We start from the raw sequence: 16,756 nt of genomic DNA on the forward strand, positions 1-16,756 counted from the left end.
CGCGACGGCTCAAGGCGGGGCCGGGGTGCCGCTCGGCCGGGGCGCCGGTCAGTCAGCCGGCCTGTTGCGGAAGCGTCTCGCCGAAGGTGCCCTGCCGGCGCACCGTGTGCCAGCGCAGCCGTACCCCGAGGATCGCGGTGGCCACCGACTGGATCACCACGAGGTACATCAGCTGCCGGTAGACGAACTGCTGCAGGGGCAGCACCCACAGGGCGGAGGCCCGCTCGCCGTCCAGCCGCAACGCGTACCAGCCGGTGAGCGCCTGCACGACGACGAACGCGGCCCACACCGCGACGACGGGCAGCGGATCGCCGACGGCGGTGTTGTAGAGGGCCATGAGGTCGACGACCGGCGCCAGCAACGGGAGCACCACCTGGAACAGGGTCAGGTAGCCCAGGCAGCGGCGCCCGAACGGGCCTGGTTCGATCACCGCGCGCCGGTGTTTCCACATCGCCTGGAGGGTGCCGTAGCACCACCGGTAGCGCTGCTTCCAGAGCTGGCCCAGCGAGGTCGGCGCCTCGGTCCATGCCAGCGCCTTCTCCTCGTAGACCACCCGCCAGCCCGCCCTGCACAGCGCCATCGTCAGGTCGGTGTCCTCGGCGAGGGTGTCGACGCTGACGCCGCCGAGCGCGACCAGGGCGGACCGGCGGAAGGCCCCGATCGCGCCGGGCACCGTCGCCATGCAGTCGAGCAGCTCGAAGGCGCGTCGGTCGAGGTTGAAGCCGATGACGTACTCGATGTGCTGCCAGCGCCCGATCATGCCCCGCCGGTTGCCGACCTTGGTGTTGCCGCTGACGGCGCCGACCTCGGGATCGGCGAGCTGGCGCACCAGATGGCCGATGGTGTCGGGCTCGAAGACCGTGTCACCGTCGACCATGACCAGCACCTCGTGGGCGGCGTGCGCGATGCCGGTGTTGAGCGCGGCGGGCTTGCCGCCGTTGGACTGGCGCAGCACCCTGACGTTGGGCAGGCCGAGCGACATGGCCAGGTCGGCGGTGGCGTCGGTGGAGCCGTCGTCGACCACGATCACCTCGAGCGGACCCTCGTAGGAGGTGCGGACGAGCGACATGATGGTCGCCCTGATGCCGGCCTCCTCGTTGTAGGCGGGCACGATCACGGTCACCGGCGGCGGCGTGTCCCAGCGCGCCCGGCCTCTGCGGCGCCTGCCGCCCCGGTTGCGGCGCGCGTGCACCCAGGCCAGCACCGCGAAGAGGAGGAGCCTGGCCAGGGTGAGCACGCCCGCCGCGACCAGGACCCACGCCAGCGCGCCGGTGAAGGCGCCGGAGGCGCGCTGCGCCAGGGCGAGCGCCCAGCCGGTGAAGCGCTCGACCGGTCCGGCCGGTTGGTGCGCGGACGGCATGCCGAGGGCGGCGGTCACGGTGACCGCTCGGTATCCCCGGCGGTCGAGCTCCTTCAGCGCCGTCTCCAGGCCCTGGACCGTCCGGCTCCGGTCACCGCCGGAGTCGTGCATCATGACGATCGCGCCGCGTCCTCTGGCGGGCAGCGCGCTCTTGGCGATGCTGTCCGCCGTCACCCGGCTCCAGTCCTTGGTGTCCAGGTCGGTCAGCGCGATCAGGTAGCCCTCGGCGGCGACGGCGCGCAGGCTCCGCCACTGCGGCAGGGTGACTGCGGCGGGGGTCGACGAGTACGGCGGGCGGGCCAGCGTGGTGTGCTGCCCCGTCGCCCCGGCCAGCGCCTTCTGCGTCAGGGACAGTTCGAGCCGCAGCCGCCATTCCGGCACGTTCGTCAGGTCGGCGTGGGCGTAGGTGTGGTTGCCGATCTCGTGTCCCTCGGCGACGATCCGCCGCGCCAGCTCCGGGTACTGGGCGACCTTCGAGCCGACGGTGAAGAAGGTCGCCTTGGCGCCGTGCCGGCGCAGCACGTCGAGCACGAGCGGCGTCCACCGGGGATCGGGTCCGTCGTCGAAGGTCAGCGCCACCTTCCTGGCGGCCGGCGCGGCGCTGGCGACCGTTCCGGCCGTGAGGTTGAGCACGGGTCCGCCCCCGCGCAGCTTGTCGAGCTCCGGGGTGGACTCGTCGGTCGCCGGCGCGGGCGCCTGGGTCTCCCCCGCGACGTTGGTCACGTAGCCGTTCAGCGCCAGCGCGCAGGCGAGCAGCAGCATGCCGACGGCCAGCATGAACCAGTGGCCGCGAGGGTCGGCCGCCTTCGTCCGCGGGAGCGGCGCGGTGATCGGACCGGCAGCGGGCGGTTGCGGCACGGCGGGCGGCCGGTGTCCGTCGAGCGACTGCCAGGCGGCGAGCGGCCGGCGTCCGGCGGGCGGCTGCCCCTGGGCGGACGGGTGGCCGTCGGCGGGCGGGTGCCGGTCGGTGGGAAGCGTCATCCCTTCGGCCCCTTCGGCCTGTCGGGGTCGTGGCCCGGCGGCGTCTTGCCGTCCAGACCCGGCGGCAGCTCGCCGGTCGGCTCGGCGGTGGCGGGAGGGTCGGTGACCGGGTCCGGCTCGGCGCTCGGGGCCCGGGTGGGCGCCTCGGGGGTTTCGGCGCTGTCCGCGGGTGGAATCGCCCGGGCGCTCGGCGTGGCGCGGGGTGCGCGTGACGGCGGGGCCTGCCGCGTGGCGCTGGAGGCGGGTGTGGGCCTGAACACGGGCAGGGTGCGTGACGCGGTCGGCGTTGCCGACGGCGACGCGCTCCTGGACCGCGTGGGCGAAGCCGTGCCCTTCGCCGGTGAGCCGTCACCCGGCCAGCCGCTCACCGACAGCGTCGTGCGCGTGAACATGCCGCCGAGGACGACGGCGAGCAGCACGAACGCCAGCGTGCTCGCGGCGATGGACCCTGCCATGACCAGCCGCCTGCGGCGGCCGCTCTGGTCGACGAACACGGCCTGCGGCGGGGAGTCGGGACGACGGCGCTGAGAGGACACGCCGAGCGATCGTAGCGACCTTGCATCACAGGGAGGAAATCGTGCGACGTCATTGCGGACCTGACGGGGCGTCGGGCCGCGACAGCGCCTGCCCGAAGCGGGCGAGCAGGTCGCGGAGCTGGTCGCGCTCCCGCGGCGTGAAGGCGTCGGCGATCTTCCGCTCGATCGCCACGGCGGCGGCGTCCGCCGTCTCGAGCGCGCGCCTGCCCTCCTCGGTGAGGTGGGTCTCGAGCATCTGCCGGTGCCAGGGGTGCGGGCGGCGCTCGACGAGCCCGCGCTCCATGAGGTTCCTGACCACGACGCTGGAGGCCTGCGGGGTCACCAGGCACTGCCTGGCCAGGGCCGCGTTGGAGATGCCCGGCGCGTCGGCCAGCACGAGCAGGGCCGCGTACTGCGGCACCGTCAGGCCGGCCTGCTTCACGACGGCGTGCTTGGCCGCCATCAGCAGGTGCTCGGCCCGCTTCACGTCGAGACCGAGTCGCTCCTCCGCGGGCATGCGCATGGCCAAACTATACAAGCATGGACATCTATCAAAGCTTTGATAGTGTGCCGGGCCATGAGCGTTATTCCAGGCAGCCATCTCGATCTGCTGACCCGGCCGCTGTTCGCCCACCTGGCGACGTTGATGCCGGACGGGACACCCCAGGTGACGCCGGTGTGGACGATCTGGGACGGGGAGTTCCTCCGCTTCACCACCACCACGGACCGGCGCAAGGGCAGGAACGCGGCCGAGCGCCCCTCTGTCGCCCTGTCGATCAACGACCCCGACGCGCCGTACCGCTACCTGGAGGTGCGCGGCGTGGTGGAGCGCATCGACCCCGATCCGGAAGGGGCGTTCTTCGACGTGCTGGCCAGGCGCTACGGGCTGGACTACGAGGCGCCCGTGGGCGACGCCGAGCGGCGGGTCGTGCTGGTCGTGCGGCCCACCAGATGCACTAGGCAGTAGCCGCGCGGGCCAGCAGCGCGGCCTCGGTGATCGGGTCCTCGTGCGTGCCCTCGGAGACGCACGCGTGGGCGCCCGCGATGGTACCCAGGCGCGCGCACGTGGCCACCGGCTCGCCGCGCAGCAGGCCGTACAGGAAGCCGGAGACGAACGCGTCGCCCGCGCCGTTGGAGTCGGCGATCGGCGCGGGCAGGGGCACGGCAGGGAAGGCCGTCACCTCGCCGTCGCCGCTCAGCACGAGGCAGCCCCGCGCGCCGTCGGTGCAGACGACGGTGTGGGCGCGGCCGTGCCGCCTGATGTGGCGCATGGTCGCGGGCGGGTCGGCGAGCGCGGTGGCCGACAGGAAGACCAGGTCGGAGCGGTAGGCGAAGTCCTTGTGGTAGTCGGAGGCGCCGTCCCAGTCGTGCAGGTCGGTGGAGGTGGGCACGTCGGGGAAGTCGGCGTAGACGTGGCGGGAGAAGTCGGTGATCGAGACGTGCACGTGGCGGGCCGGGTGCAGGTACAGCTCGCGCGGCAGCCGCTCGCCCGGCACCCCGCGCGGATCGAACAGCGAGGTCCTGCGGCCGTCCGGGCCGACGAGCAGGATGCTGCGCCTGGTGCCCGCGGCCGACGGCGCCCACGCGAAGTCGACGCCCCTGGCGGCCAGGTGCTCCCTGATCAGCCTGCCCTGGGGGTCGTCGCCGATCAGGTCGGCGAACCTGGTCCGCAGTCCCAGCGCGGCGCAACCGAGCGCGACGCCCGAGCCGGTGTTGCCGATGCGGTCGACGACCGGCGGCACCGCGTAGGTGTCGGCGTACGGCAGGGGCAGCTCGGGCACGTAGGCGGTGGTGTCGACCCCCGCGCCGCCGATGACCAGCACGTCGTACATCTCGCACCCCTCCAGGGACTGGCCGGCCTCGCCTCAGGGCCGGCCGATGACGAGGATCAGCGGTTGACGAGCGGCCCCGAGCCCGTCGAGCCGCGCACCACCAGCTCGGGCTGGAAGATCAGCTCGAGGTGCCGCCCGGGGGTCCCGTTGACCTCTTCCAGCAGCGTCTGCACCGCCGCCGAGGCCATCGCCCCGATCGGCTTGCGGACGGTGGTCAGCGGCGGGTCGGTGAAGGCGATCAGCGGCGAGTCGTCGAAGCCGACCACGGAGACCTCGCCCGGCACCGACCTGCCCCGCTCCCTGCAGGCCCTGATCGCGCCCAGCGCCATCAGGTCGCTGGCGCACACGATGCCGGTGCAGCCCTTGGCCAGCAGCTGGGCCGCGGCGGCCTGCCCGCCCTCGACCGAGAACAGCGAGTGGGCGATCAGGTCGTCGACGTCGTCGGCGCCCAGCAGCTGCGCCATCGCCTGCCGGTAGCCCTCGATCTTCCTGATCACCGGGACGAACCTGCGCGGCCCCAGCGCCAGGCCGATGCGCTCGTGGCCGAGGTCGACCAGGTGCTGGACGGCCAGGCGCGAGGCCAGCCGGTCGTCGGGTGAGATGAAGGGCGCGTCGATGTTCTCGTTGTAGCCGTCGACCAGCACGATCGGCAGCCCGCGGTCGGTCAGCCTGGTGTAGCGGTCCATGCGGGCGGTGGTGTCGGCGTGCAACCCCGAGACGAAGACGATGCCGCTGACCCCTCTGTCGACCAGCAGCTCGGTGAACTCGTCCTCGGGCGCGCCGCCGGGCAGCTGGGTGCACAGCACGGGCGTGTAGCCGTGGTGGGTGAGCGCCTTCTCGATGGCCTGCGCGAAAGCCGGGAAGATCGGGTTGTCCAGCTCGGGCGTGACCAGCCCGATGAGCCCGTTGCTGCGCTGGCGCAGCCGCGGCGGGCGCTCGTACCCCATGAGGTCGAGCGCGGTCATGACGGCCTGGCGGGTCGCCGAGGAGACGCCTGGCTTGCCGTTGAGCACCCGGCTGACCGTGGCTTCGCTCACCCCTGCCTGGGCGGCGATGTCGGCGAGACGGGCGTGACCGTTCATGATGGACACTTTACGCAACCTTTGCCCGCCACCACGTGGTGGAATCGGGAGCCAGACGTCCCTGCTCGACGGGGCCGCTGGACAGGATCGGCGTGCCGTCGACCGCGTAGCCGATCTCCTGTCCGGTCAGGTTGACCGTGCAGACGAAGCCGTCGTCCCGGCTGAAGACGAGCGTGCCGGCGGGCGAGTCGTGCCAGCGCAGCTCCCCCGCCACGGTACGGCGCAGCCGCAGCGCCTGCCGGTACAGCGACAGCATCGAGCCGGGATCGTCGGCCTGGGCCTCGACCGACATGTGCGCCCAGTCGGCGGGGATCGGCAGCCACGGGTCGCGCCAGCCGAAGCCGTCGGCGGCGGTCCACGGCAGCGGCACCCGGCAGCCGTCGCGGCCGCTGTCGGGGTCGCGCAGCCGCTGGGGGTCCAGGCACACCTCGGGGGGCAGGTCGAGCACCTCGGGCAGGCCGAGCTCCTCGCCGTTGTAGACGTAGGCCGAGCCGGGCAGCGCGAGCATGAGGAGCGCGGCGGCGCGCGCCCTGCCGAGGCCGCCGAAGCGGGTGACGTGCCGCTTGACGTCGTGGTTGGACAGCACCCACGTGGACGGGGCGCCGACGGAGTCGGCGGTCTGCAGCGACTCGGTGATGACCTCGCGCAGCGCGTCGGCGTCCCACCGGGCGTTGAGGTAGTGGAAGTTGAAGGCCTGGTGCAGCTCGTCCTCGCGGACGTAGCGGGCGAGCCTGGCCGGCGTGGGCGCCCACGCCTCGGCCACGCCGATGCGCTCGCCGGGGTAGGAGTCGAGGATCCTGCGCCAGGCGCGGTGGATGTCGTGCACGGCGTCGTTGTCGAAGTACGGCACGACGTCGTTGCCGATGAGGCGGACCTGGTCGGCGTGGCCGATGTCGGGCAGCCCCTCGGGCTTGACCATGCCGTGGGCGACGTCGACGCGGAAGCCGTCGACGCCCAGGTCGAGCCAGAAGCGCAGGATCGACTCGAACTCCGCGCGGACCTCGGGGTGGTCCCAGTTGAGGTCCGGCTGCGAGGAGTCGAACAGGTGCAGGTACCACTGGCCGTCCTCGACCTGGGTCCACGCGGGGCCGCCGAAGATCGACTCCCAGTCGTTGGGCTGGTCGCGGAAGATGTAGCGGTCGCGGTTGACGCCGCGCAGCGCCTCCTGGAACCAGGGGTGGGCGGAGGAGGTGTGGTTGGGCACGATGTCGACGATCACCCTGATGCCCAGGCCGTGCGCCTCGTCGATGAGCGCCTTGGCGTCGGCCAGCGTGCCGAACAGCGGGTCGACGTCGCGGTAGTCGGCCACGTCGTAGCCGAAGTCGGCCATCGGCGACGAGTAGAAGGGCGTCAGCCAGACGGCGTCGACGCCGAGGTCGGCGAGGTAGCCGAGGCGGTCGCGCACGCCCATCAGGTCGCCGACGCCGTCACCGTCGCCGTCGGCGAAGCTGCGCACGTACACCTGGTAGATCACCGCGTCCCGCCACCAGCGGGCCGGTGCCGACGAGTGGGTCATGTGATGTCCCCCGCGAACCGACAACAAGCAGGTCCCGCCAACGCGACGGGACCACTTCATATGAAAGGGCTTGCCGCAAGTTTACGCAAGCCTTTCCAAAGTGGGATTTTTCGCAATAAGTCGAGGCAGAGGATGGTTGCCGGCATACCGAAGCCGACCGGATACGTGGGCGGGAGCGGGGATTCGGGCGCTTCGCGGGCCGCCGTCTTGAATCAGCCACGCACGGTTACAGATTTTTCATGTCAAGTCTGGACACCGGGGTGAACACGCGATGTACTACCTCATCAATCAGCCCCGTCACAGGTGACGTCTCATGCCCGCCAAGCAGCGATGACTCCCTCGCGCTCGGGAGTCTGATGCGCGTCGACGAGGGTGGAGCAGACCCATGAGCACGGTCGTCCTGGACAAGGTAACCAAGGTCTACCCCGGGGGATACCTGGCGGTCGACCGGCTGAGCCTGCGCGCCGCCGACGGGGAGTTCCTCGTCCTGCTCGGACCGTCGGGATGCGGCAAGTCGACGCTGCTGCGGATGATCGCCGGGCTGGAAGAGGTCACCTCCGGCGACCTGTGGCTCGACGGCAAGCTCGCCAACCACGTGGCCCCGCGCGACCGCGACGTCGCGATGGTCTTCCAGAACGGCGCCCTCTACCCGCACCGCACGGTGCGCGGCAACATGGCCTTCCCCCTGGAGATCGCCAAGGCCGACCCCGCCGTGGTCAGGGAACGCGTGACCGAGCTGTCCAAGGCGTTACACATCGACGAGACCCTCGACCGCAGGCCCGGCACCCTGTCGGGCGGCCAGCGCCAGCGCGTGGCCATGGGCCGCGCCATCGTCCGCCAGCCGAAGATCTTCCTGATGGACGAGCCGCTGTCCAACCTCGACGCCGGCATGCGCACCGAGCTGCGCATGGAGATCTCCTCCCTGGTCCGCTCGCTCGGCGTCACCACCGTCTACGTCACCCACGACCAGGTCGAGGCGCTCACGCTGGCCGACCGCATCGCCATCATGAACAGGGGCGTGCTGCAGGACGTCGGAACCCCCGCCCAGATCTACAACGACCCGGCGACCGCCTTCGTGGCGGCCTTCCTGAGCTCCCAGCAGCTCAACCTGCTGGCCGCGACCGTGCGGACGCCGCAGAACCAGTACGTGCTGCTCGACTTCGGCCCCCACCAGCTGGTGATCCCGTGGAGCGACCCCCGGGCGTACGCCATCTCCCAGCACACCGGCGGCCAGATCATCGTGGGGCTGCGCCCCGACGGGCTCGCGCCGGTCCCGGAGTCGTACGAGGGGCCGAGCTTCTACGGCAGGGTCAGGGCGCTGGAGTACCACGGCCACGAGTGGCTGGCCTACGTCGAGTGCGGGGTGCCGGGGGTGGCCGTCCCGGAGCCGCCCGATCCCCGGCGCAACACCAACGGCCGCGACCAGGGGGGCGGCGGGCTGCGCGGGATGATGCGGCGGCTCCTCGGGCCGGTCGAGGAGGACCACGCCGACCAGGAACAGGTCGGCCACACCATGCGCGACGGCAGCCACCGCAGGGCGGACCTGATCGTCCGGCTGGGCGTGCGGCCGGCGTGGCGGACCGGGGACGCCGCCAAGATCGGCGTGGATGTCAGCCGCCTGATGCTGTTTACGATGGACGGCGCGCGGATCGACCCGCCGCGCCGCTGACTCCCCGCGACGGGATGACGGGACGTTCGACGGGGCCACGCTGAGACCGGACAGTCGATAGGGACGCGCGAGACGGGCCACGCTGAGACGGGACGCGCGAGAGGGACGGTCGATGGGGCCCGCGCGAGACGGGCCACGCTGAGACGGGACGCGCGAGACGGGACGGTCGATGGGGCCCGCGCGGGTGGTGGCCGCTGCCCTGGGACCCGCGCGGGCGGCTGACGGTCAGTCGGCGACCGGCTCGAAGCGGGTGGCCATGCGGGAGACGATCTCGACGATGCGGGCCGCGCGCTCCAGCTCGGCCCGGTGGAAGGGCGGGCCCTCGGCGCGGGCGACGATGACGTGCACGGCCGGGCTGGTCACGGGGAGCACCATCAGGCGGTGTTCGCCGGCCTCGTGGGACAGCGCCCTGGGCGGCAGCTCGAGCAGCTGGAAGGTGGGTGGGGCGGCGGGGCTGGCGTGCCGTACGACGCCCTCGCCCAGGGCGAGCGCCCACTCTCCCCCGCACAGCGAGGGCAGCGCGTCGACCAGTGTGGCGAGGCCGCGTGCGGGGTCGGCGGCGACGTGCAGGAGGAGATCGTAGTCGGGCGCGGACCCTGGGACCTCACGGGTGGGCCAGACGCCTTCGACCTTGACGCCCGGGACGGCCGACAGCCTGTCGCGGACCGAGGCGGGAGTGGTGGCGCCCGGCCACGAGATGACGAAGTCGTCCACGGCCCTGCCCGCCTCGCGTTCGAGCACGGTGACCTGCAAGATGTCGGCCCCGAGCACACCCAGCACCCGGGCGACCTGACCCAGACCGCCGGGGCGGTCCGGCAACGAGACCCTGAGTCTCAGCAACATCGCATCTCCCCCTTCCGAAGGCTCCAAACAGTGCCGCAGGGAGATTTCGCGCGCGTTTCCGGGCTATGTCCAGAATGATGCCCGATAGGGCATTTGTCGATGACCCCTACCCCCCACCCGTAGCGCGTTGGAAAACCGGACGTTGTAGCGTGAAGACAGTCCAGTTTTCCAACGAACCAGGAGGCGCGATGCGCGACGCCGTGATCGTGCAGGCCGTACGAACCCCCATCGGCAAGGGCAAGCCCAGCGGCGCGCTGGCCCAGGTCCACCCGGTGGAACTGCTCGCGCACACGCTGCGCGCGCTGATCGAGCGCAGCGGCGTGGACCCCGCGCTCGTGGACGACGTGATCGGCGGCTGCGTCGACCAGGTCGGCGAGCAGGCGATGAACACCACCCGTTACGCGTGGCTGTCGGCGGGCTTCCCCGACGAGGTGCCGGCCGTGACCGTGGACCGGCAGTGCGGCTCCTCCCAGCAGGCGGTGCACTTCGCGGCCCAGGGCGTCATGTCGGGCGCCTACGACCTGGTCGTGGCCTGCGGGGTCGAGTCGATGAGCAGGGTGCCCATGTGGTCGAACGTGCCGCCCGGCGCCGACCCCTTCGGTCCCGGCGTCGCCGCCCGCTTCCCCGAGGGCCTGGTCCCGCAGGGAGTCAGCGCGGAGCTGATCGCCGCCAAGTGGAGCCTGAGCCGTGAGGAGATGGACGCTTTCGCGATGGGCTCGCACCGCAAGGCGGCCGCCGCCGACTTCTCCGCCGAACTCGCCCCGATCGCCGGGCTCGACAGGGACGAGTCCGTACGGCCCGGCACGACGATGGAGGTGCTCGCGGGGCTGAAGCCCGCCTTCGCCGACCCCGGCTACGCCGAGCGCTTCCCGCAGATCGACTGGTCGGTCACGGCGGGCAACGCGAGCCCCACCAACGACGGCGCCGCGGCCGTGCTGATCGCCGGCGCCGACACGGCGGCCAGGCTCGGCCTGCGCCCGCTGGCCAGGCTGCACTCCTTCGCCGTGACGGGCTCCGACCCGCTGCTCATGCTGACGGGCGTCATCCCCGCCACGGAGAAGGTACTGAGGAGGGCGGGGCTGAGCCTGGCCGACATCGACCTGTTCGAGGTCAACGAGGCCTTCGCCAGCGTGGTGCTGGCCTGGCTGCGGGAGACCGGGGCCGACCCGGCGAAGGTCAACGTCAACGGCGGCGCCGTCGCGCTCGGCCATCCGCTCGGCGCCAGCGGTGTCCGCATCATGACCACCCTGGTCAACGCCATGCGGCAGCGGGGTGCCCGCTACGCGCTGCAGACGATGTGCGAGGCGGGCGGCTTGGCCAACGCGACCGTGCTGGAGCGGATCCCGTAAGGCGCCACCGTGCCGGGGCCCAGCTCGTCGGGGCTCAGCTCGTCGGGGCCCAGCTCGTCAGGGCCCCGGTCACCGGCGCCGTGGTCGAGGCCGCTCCCGCTCAGCGCTGGTAGGCCCCGGCGTCGCGCGCGGCGCCGAGGGGCTTACCCGTGAAGTCCTTGGTGACGGCCGAGCCGCCGAACCACACGGGGCTCAGCACGGCGCCGCGCCCCAGCGCCGGCGAGCCGGGCCGCAGGCGCAGGTCGGTCCTGGAGACGAAGCGCGGGTCGGCGATCACCGATCCGGGACCGAGCGTGAAGCGCTTCTTGCGGCCCATGTAGACGCTGCCGGCCTCGTCGGCGCCCTTGCCGTCCTCCCAGCCCATCTCGCCGCCGACCGCGATCACGTTGTTGCGCAGCTTGAGGATGTCGGGAGCGCACCCGTCGTGGCAGGACCAGCCGATGGTCTTGGCGGCGGGCAGGTACACCGAGTTGTGCACGGCGACTGTCCCCTTCACCGGCCCGACGACGTGCCGGGGCCCGCGGGTGACGAGGAACGAGGCGAGCTTGCGGCCGGAGGTCACGACGTTGAAGGCGAAGACGTTGCCGGTCGCCGTCTTGCCCTTCTGCGCGCCCAGTTCGGTGAAGGTGACGTTGTCGTGGGAGCGGTTGTGCGTGATCCTGTTGCGGTCGCCGTTGAAGATCTCGACGGCCGCGCCGTCGAAACCGTAGTCCTTGCTGGTGGCGAAGCTGCCGGTGATCGTGTTGCCGGTGACGAGGTTGTCGTCGCCGTTGAGCAGGACGCCGAAGGCACCGGAGTCGTTGTCGCCGCCGTCGTCGTTGACGCTCATCCGGTTGTTGCCGGTCAGCGTGCTGTTCCTGATGGTGTTGCGGCTGCCGTCGGTGCCGACGTGGACGCCGGCGATGTTGCCGTCGGCCGTCACGCCGGTCAGCTCGTTGCCGTCACCGCTGATCTCGAAGCCCGACCACTGGCAGTTGCTCGCCCTGATGCCCGAGACGCGCCAGTGGTTGCCGGTGATCACGACGCAGGGCTGGTCCTGGCCGCTCAGCTTGGGCGCGGCGCCCGTGCCGTACGGCTGGACCACGATCGGCCTGGCGGCGCTGCCCTTGGCGGCGAGGGTCAGCGTCTCGCTCCAGCTGCTGCCACGCTTGAGGTTGACCGTGTCGCCGGGCCGCAGCGTGGCGGCGTTGACCGTCGCCAGGCTCTTCCACGCGGTGGCGGCGCTGGTGCCGGCCGCCGCGTCGTCGCCCGCCTTGGAGTCGACGTAGTACGTCGTCCCCGCCACGTTGCTCTCCAGATGGCCGGCGGGCAACAGCAGAACGGCCACGACCAGCGACTTCATCGGCGCACCACTCATCTAGTTGAAGAACGAATCGTCAGGTGCATACCGTAGCGTGATCAGCCGCGTGCGGCGAGACGCCAAACCTTGAACGACGGCCCTTCTCCCGGTAGGACCGGCGAGTCAAGATCGTCGGAGTCGTGGACGCCGGTCAGCGTGCCGTCCAGGGGCAGCGCCAGCGGCTCGCCCGGCGCCCTGCGCGCGCACACCAGCAGCGACTCGCTCGCGCTCTCCCGCAGGAACACCAGGCAGTCAGCCGAGGCGTGCACCCAGCGCAGGCCGCCCCTGCGCAGCGCCGGCTCGGCCCTGCGCAGGCCCAGCAGCCGCCGGTAGGCGGCGTGGGTCTCCTCGTCGCGGTCCTCGGGCCGGTTCCACGGCATCGGGGTGCGGGAGTACTCGCCGTTGTCGCCGGTCAGCCCGAACTCGCTGCCGGCGAACACCATCGGCGTGCCGGGCAGCGTGGCCTGCAGGCCGAGCGCGACCAGGTGCCGCTCGCGCGAGCCCGTGACGGTGCGGATGCGCGGCGAGTCGTGGGAGTCGAGCAGCTGCCAGGAGTGGACCAGCGAGCGCCACGACATGTGCGCGGCGAACTCCTTGAAGGTGGCGACCGTGGCCGCGCCGTCGCGGGAGGGCACGCCGCCCGGCACGCCGAGGAAGTGGGCGAGCTCGAGCGACTCGCCGCGCAGCCACGCCCACACGGGCCGGGTGAAGCCGCCGTAGTTCATGGTGCCGTGCCAGCCGCCGGCGTCGAGGTCGGCGGAGGCGTCGTGGTTGTGCTCGGCGATGAAGGCGGCGCCCCGCGGCCTGAGCAGCCTGGCCACCTCGTGGTTGTGGTCGTCGCCGCCGCGCCTGCCGGTCATGTTGGCCACGTCGACGCGCCAGCCGTCCAGCCGGCCGAGCCACCTGGTGATGGCCTCCCCCATCCTGGCGCGGACCAGCGGGCTGCCCCAGTTGAGCTTGGGCAGCGTCTTCACGCCCCACCACGACTCGTAGTCGCCGGTGTCGTCGTCGAAGTAGTACATCTCCCGCTCCGGCGCGTGGACGTCGGAGACGGCGGCGGTGAACCACTCGTGCGAGTCGCCGGTGTGGTTGGTGGTGATGTCGCCGAGCAGCCGCATCCCGCGCGCGTGCACCGCCGCCGACAGCCGCTCCAGCGCCTCGTCACCGCCCAGCAGCGGGTCGACGGCGTCGAACCGGGCGGCGTCGTAGCGGTGGTTGGACCGGCCGGGGAAGATCGGCGTCAGGTAGACGGTGTCGGCGCCGAGCTCCTGGATGTGGTCGAGATGCTCGACGATGCCGTCGAGGTCGCCGCCGTAGAACTGCTCGGGCGTGCCCGGCCCCTCGCCGATGACCTCGTCGGTGTCCCACTCGGCGGGCAGCGCCCACGCGGGCGGCTCGCCGCCGGCGCCCGAGCGGGCGAACCGGTCGGGGAAGATCTGGTAGACGATCGCGTCGGCCATCCAGTCCGGCGGCGGCTCGTGGGCGACGAGCCGGAAGTCGGTGGCGTCGGTCACGTCGTGCCCGACCAGGCCCCGGGCGGTCAGCCATTGCTGCCCGCCCGGCGTCAGCAGCAGGAAACGGTACGGCACGACCGGGTTGACCGCCGTGACCGTCGCCTTCCACCAGGTGTCGGCGGCGCCGTACCCGCCCGCGCCCCGCCTCGACGGGTCCTGCGCGGCCGGCATGTAGCGCGGCTCGCCGTCGTGGACGGCGCGCACATGGACCGCGTCCAGCGCGAAGGCGGGCGGGACGCGCAGCCACACGGTCACCTCCTCCCCCAGCGCGGGAGCGGGGGTGGAGATGTAGAGGGACGAGCCGTCGTGGTGCGGCTGGTCGAGGTGGTGCACGTGCCGTCTGCCTTCCTCAGCCCTTGACCGCGCCCGCGGTCAGACCGGAAACGATGAACTTCTGCAGCCAGAGGAACACGCTGACCGTGGGGATCGCGGTGAGGAGCGTGGCCGCGGCGAACATGCCGAAGTTGGCGTTGCGGCCGTCGCCGGCGATCATGCCGTACATGCCCACGGCGAGCGTCTTGCTCTCCGGGTCGCGAAGGAAAATGTTGGCCATGAGGAACTCGCTCATCGTGCCGATGAAGGCCAGCAGCGCGGTGACCGCGAGGATCGGCGTGACCAGCGGCAGGATGATCTTCCAGAAGATCTGCGCGTGGGTGGCGCCGTCGACGGTGGCCGACTCGTCGAGCTCCTTCGGGATGGTGTCGAGGAAACCCTTCATCAGCCAGGTGTTCACGCCGAGCGCGCCGCCCAGGTAGAGCAGCAGGATGCCCCACGTGGTGTTGAAGCCGAAGGCGGGGTAGAGCTCGGTGACCCTGGTGAAGATCATGAAGATCGTCACGATGGCCAGGAACTGCGGGAACATCTGGATCAGCAGCAGCGACAGCAGGCCGACCCGGCGGCCGGCGAAGCGCATGCGGCTGAAGGCGTAGGCGGCGAACATCGACAGCAGCAGGCTCGCCGACGAGGAGGCCAGCGCGATGAACACCGAGTTGAAGAACCAGCGGCCGAACGGGTAGACGTCCGAGCTGAACAACTTGGCGAAGTTGTCGAGGCTCGCGCCGGTGGGCAGCAGGTCGGAGGAGGCCAGCGTGCCCAGCGGGTTGATCGCCGCCGAGACCACGAACAGGATCGGGAACAGCGCGAACGCGCACACCAGCAGCACGTAGGCGTGCCGCAGCATCAGCTTCATGCGTAGACGTCCTCCAGCTTGCGGGTCCGCCTGAACGTGATCGCCGAGATGGTCGCCACGATCGCGAAGATGAACACCGACATGGTGGCCGCCAGGCCGAACTGCGCCGCCCCCTGGCCGAAGGCGAGCCTGACCGTGTAGCTGATCAGCAGGTCGGTGGCGCCGACCGTCGGGCTGTCGGCGGGGAACGGCCCGCCGTCGGTGGTCAGCGCGATCGCGTTGTAGTTGTTGAAGTTGAAGGCGAACGAGGAGATCAGCAGCGGGCTGAGCGACACCAGCAGCAGCGGCAGCGTGACCTTGCGGAAGGCGTAGGACGGCGGCGCGCCGTCGATCGAGGCCGCCTCGTTCAGCTCGCGCGGGATCGCCTGCAGCGCGCCGGTGGTGACCAGGAACATGTAGGGGAAGCCCAGCCACAGGTTGACCAGGAGCACGGCGGCCTTGGCCGACACCGCCCCGCCCAGCCAGTCGACGTCGAGCCCGAACAGGTTGTTGATCAGGCCGAAGTCGCGGTTGAACATGTCGCGCCAGACCAGCAGCATCGCGAACGCGGGCATGGCGTACGGCAGGATCAGCGCGATCCGGTAGATCCTGGTGCCGCGCATCTTCGGGTGGTGCAGGGCCAGCGCCACGGACATGCCGAGCGCGAACGTGCCCAGCACCGACAGCAGCGCGAAGGCGACGTTCCAGCTGAACATGCCGAGGAAGTGGGCCGAGAGCGTGGGGTCGGTGACGACGCGGGCGAAGTTGGCCAGGCCCACGTTGACCTGCCAGCCCTGCGCGAGGTGCTCGCCCCTGGCGTTGACGAAGTAGCCCTGCGACTCGTCGGCCGTCCAGGTGTCGCCTTCGCCGCGCACGCAGTCGCAGCCGGCGTCGTAGGCGAGGGCCGCCCTGCCCTCCACCGCGCGGCTCAGGCCGTTGGCCTTGATCAGGCCGCCCCGCGTGGGGACCGCCAGCCCGGCGATCTGGCCGGCGCGGGCGGCCGCCTCCGGCGCCTTGAGCACGGTGTAGCCGGGCGCCTCGATGACCTTGCCGGTCACGCCCAGCCGGGCGCCCTGGACGGGGGCGAGCCCCGCGGCCGTGCCCTCCTGGACCTGCTTGGTCTTGGGGTCGACCAGCAGGAACACCAGCGTGTCCCCCTTGAGGGCGGCGCTCAGGCCGTACTCGGGCGAGCCCGGCGCCTGCCGTACCGACCCGGTCTCGATCGCGGTGATCGCGGCAGCCTTGTCACCGCGGTGGCCGTCACCGAAGTTGGTGAAGGCGGTGCTCACGGTGTAGAGGACCGGGAACACCTGGAAGGCGATGAGGAAGACGGTGCCGGGGACGAGATACTTCGCGGGCACGAAGCGGCGGGTCAGGTAGAGGTATCCGATGATCGCGCTGGCCAGGCCGAGCACGGTCAGCGAGACCCATGACTCGGCGGCGACCAGCGGCGGCACGGCGTAGAGCAGGATCGCGGCGGCCACGGCCAGCACGGCGATCCTGCTCACCACGAACGCGGTGGTCAGTTCGCGACGGGGCCGCGGAGTGGACCTGACCTCCGCGGCCTCACGCACGTCCAGGGACATCG

At 71.6% G+C, this 16,756-nt stretch carries 14 protein-coding genes; 3 read left to right on the plus strand and 11 right to left on the minus strand.

Going from position 1 to position 16,756, the window contains the following annotated elements:
• Positions 1-52: 52 nt before the first annotated feature.
• From ACWENQ_RS42555 to ACWENQ_RS42565, 3 genes are read right to left on the minus strand one after another with little or no spacing between them, the layout of a single operon-like run.
• Positions 53-2,341 carry a bifunctional polysaccharide deacetylase/glycosyltransferase family 2 protein gene (locus tag ACWENQ_RS42555; RefSeq protein WP_452419357.1) on the minus strand — a complete coding sequence of 763 codons (2,289 nt, stop codon included), beginning with the start codon at positions 2,339-2,341 and terminating at the stop codon, positions 53-55.
• On the minus strand, positions 2,338-2,877 hold the full coding sequence (locus tag ACWENQ_RS42560; RefSeq protein WP_452419358.1) for a hypothetical protein: 540 nt from the start codon (positions 2,875-2,877) through the stop codon (positions 2,338-2,340). Before ACWENQ_RS42560 ends, ACWENQ_RS42555 begins: the two co-directional genes overlap by 4 nt.
• Positions 2,878-2,926: 49 nt before the next feature.
• Positions 2,927-3,379 carry a MarR family winged helix-turn-helix transcriptional regulator gene (locus tag ACWENQ_RS42565; RefSeq protein WP_452419359.1) on the minus strand — a complete coding sequence of 151 codons (453 nt, stop codon included), beginning with the start codon at positions 3,377-3,379 and terminating at the stop codon, positions 2,927-2,929.
• Positions 3,380-3,433: 54 nt separating this feature from the next.
• Here ACWENQ_RS42565 and ACWENQ_RS42570 point away from each other — a divergent pair, with 54 nt between their 5' ends.
• On the plus strand, positions 3,434-3,823 hold the full coding sequence (locus tag ACWENQ_RS42570; protein ID WP_449930874.1) for a PPOX class F420-dependent oxidoreductase: 390 nt from the start codon (positions 3,434-3,436) through the stop codon (positions 3,821-3,823).
• Here ACWENQ_RS42570 and ACWENQ_RS42575 read toward each other — a convergent pair.
• From ACWENQ_RS42575 to ACWENQ_RS42585, 3 genes are read right to left on the minus strand one after another with little or no spacing between them, the layout of a single operon-like run.
• The gene (locus ACWENQ_RS42575) at positions 3,813-4,688 is read right to left on the minus strand and encodes a carbohydrate kinase family protein (RefSeq protein WP_452419360.1); all 876 of its coding nucleotides are present in this window, start codon (positions 4,686-4,688) and stop codon (positions 3,813-3,815) included. The two genes, ACWENQ_RS42570 and ACWENQ_RS42575, sit on opposite strands and share 11 nt — an antisense overlap.
• 56 nt (positions 4,689-4,744) lie before the next feature.
• A complete protein-coding gene (locus tag ACWENQ_RS42580; RefSeq protein WP_354920639.1) occupies positions 4,745-5,770 on the minus strand; it encodes a LacI family DNA-binding transcriptional regulator in 1,026 nt (341 codons plus the stop codon).
• Positions 5,771-5,780: 10 nt separating this feature from the next.
• Positions 5,781-7,286: a glycoside hydrolase family 13 protein gene (locus tag ACWENQ_RS42585; RefSeq protein WP_452419361.1), complete on the minus strand. Its 1,506-nt coding sequence runs from the start codon at positions 7,284-7,286 to the stop codon at positions 5,781-5,783.
• 385 nt (positions 7,287-7,671) lie between these two features.
• Here ACWENQ_RS42585 and ACWENQ_RS42590 point away from each other — a divergent pair, with 385 nt between their 5' ends.
• A complete protein-coding gene (locus tag ACWENQ_RS42590; protein WP_452419362.1) occupies positions 7,672-8,955 on the plus strand; it encodes an ABC transporter ATP-binding protein in 1,284 nt (427 codons plus the stop codon).
• 225 nt (positions 8,956-9,180) lie between these two features.
• Here ACWENQ_RS42590 and ACWENQ_RS42595 read toward each other — a convergent pair whose 3' ends face one another.
• Positions 9,181-9,798 carry an ACT domain-containing protein gene (locus ACWENQ_RS42595; RefSeq protein ID WP_354920648.1) on the minus strand — a complete coding sequence of 206 codons (618 nt, stop codon included), beginning with the start codon at positions 9,796-9,798 and terminating at the stop codon, positions 9,181-9,183.
• A gap of 188 nt (positions 9,799-9,986) precedes the next feature.
• Between ACWENQ_RS42595 and ACWENQ_RS42600 the strand changes: the two genes are divergently transcribed.
• On the plus strand, positions 9,987-11,147 hold the full coding sequence (locus ACWENQ_RS42600; protein WP_452419363.1) for a thiolase family protein: 1,161 nt from the start codon (positions 9,987-9,989) through the stop codon (positions 11,145-11,147).
• 100 nt (positions 11,148-11,247) lie between these two features.
• On the opposite strand, the gene ACWENQ_RS42605 is transcribed toward ACWENQ_RS42600, so the two are convergent.
• The 4 genes from ACWENQ_RS42605 to ACWENQ_RS42620 are packed head-to-tail and all read right to left on the minus strand — an operon-like array spanning position 11,248 to position 16,754.
• A complete protein-coding gene (locus ACWENQ_RS42605) occupies positions 11,248-12,489 on the minus strand; it encodes a hypothetical protein (RefSeq protein WP_449930882.1) in 1,242 nt (413 codons plus the stop codon).
• A gap of 56 nt (positions 12,490-12,545) precedes the next feature.
• The gene (locus ACWENQ_RS42610) at positions 12,546-14,333 is read right to left on the minus strand and encodes a glycoside hydrolase family 13 protein (protein ID WP_452419364.1); all 1,788 of its coding nucleotides are present in this window, start codon (positions 14,331-14,333) and stop codon (positions 12,546-12,548) included.
• Between the two features lie 16 nt (positions 14,334-14,349).
• Positions 14,350-15,189: a sugar ABC transporter permease gene (locus tag ACWENQ_RS42615; RefSeq protein WP_449930886.1), complete on the minus strand. Its 840-nt coding sequence runs from the start codon at positions 15,187-15,189 to the stop codon at positions 14,350-14,352.
• The gene (locus ACWENQ_RS42620; protein ID WP_449930888.1) at positions 15,186-16,754 is read right to left on the minus strand and encodes an ABC transporter permease subunit; all 1,569 of its coding nucleotides are present in this window, start codon (positions 16,752-16,754) and stop codon (positions 15,186-15,188) included. The genes ACWENQ_RS42615 and ACWENQ_RS42620 overlap by 4 nt, the downstream gene beginning before the upstream one ends.
• Positions 16,755-16,756 lie beyond the last annotated feature (2 nt).

This window comes from Nonomuraea sp. NPDC004354 (assembly GCF_053602555.1).

Bases quoted from the DNA above. Each gene is read 5' to 3' on its own strand.
- ACWENQ_RS42555 (WP_452419357.1), bottom strand. From the start codon at position 2,341: ATGACGCTTCCCACCGACCGGCACCCGCCCGCCGACGGCCACCCGTCC.
- ACWENQ_RS42565 (WP_452419359.1), bottom strand. From the start codon at position 3,379: ATGCGCATGCCCGCGGAGGAGCGACTCGGTCTCGACGTGAAGCGGGCC.
- ACWENQ_RS42570 (WP_449930874.1), top strand. From the start codon at position 3,434: ATGAGCGTTATTCCAGGCAGCCATCTCGATCTGCTGACCCGGCCGCTG.
- ACWENQ_RS42575 (WP_452419360.1), bottom strand. From the start codon at position 4,688: ATGTACGACGTGCTGGTCATCGGCGGCGCGGGGGTCGACACCACCGCC.
- ACWENQ_RS42580 (WP_354920639.1), bottom strand. From the start codon at position 5,770: ATGAACGGTCACGCCCGTCTCGCCGACATCGCCGCCCAGGCAGGGGTG.
- ACWENQ_RS42585 (WP_452419361.1), bottom strand. From the start codon at position 7,286: ATGACCCACTCGTCGGCACCGGCCCGCTGGTGGCGGGACGCGGTGATC.
- ACWENQ_RS42590 (WP_452419362.1), top strand. From the start codon at position 7,672: ATGAGCACGGTCGTCCTGGACAAGGTAACCAAGGTCTACCCCGGGGGA.
- ACWENQ_RS42595 (WP_354920648.1), bottom strand. From the start codon at position 9,798: ATGTTGCTGAGACTCAGGGTCTCGTTGCCGGACCGCCCCGGCGGTCTG.
- ACWENQ_RS42600 (WP_452419363.1), top strand. From the start codon at position 9,987: ATGCGCGACGCCGTGATCGTGCAGGCCGTACGAACCCCCATCGGCAAG.
- ACWENQ_RS42605 (WP_449930882.1), bottom strand. From the start codon at position 12,489: ATGAAGTCGCTGGTCGTGGCCGTTCTGCTGTTGCCCGCCGGCCATCTG.
- ACWENQ_RS42615 (WP_449930886.1), bottom strand. From the start codon at position 15,189: ATGAAGCTGATGCTGCGGCACGCCTACGTGCTGCTGGTGTGCGCGTTC.
- ACWENQ_RS42620 (WP_449930888.1), bottom strand. From the start codon at position 16,754: ATGTCCCTGGACGTGCGTGAGGCCGCGGAGGTCAGGTCCACTCCGCGG.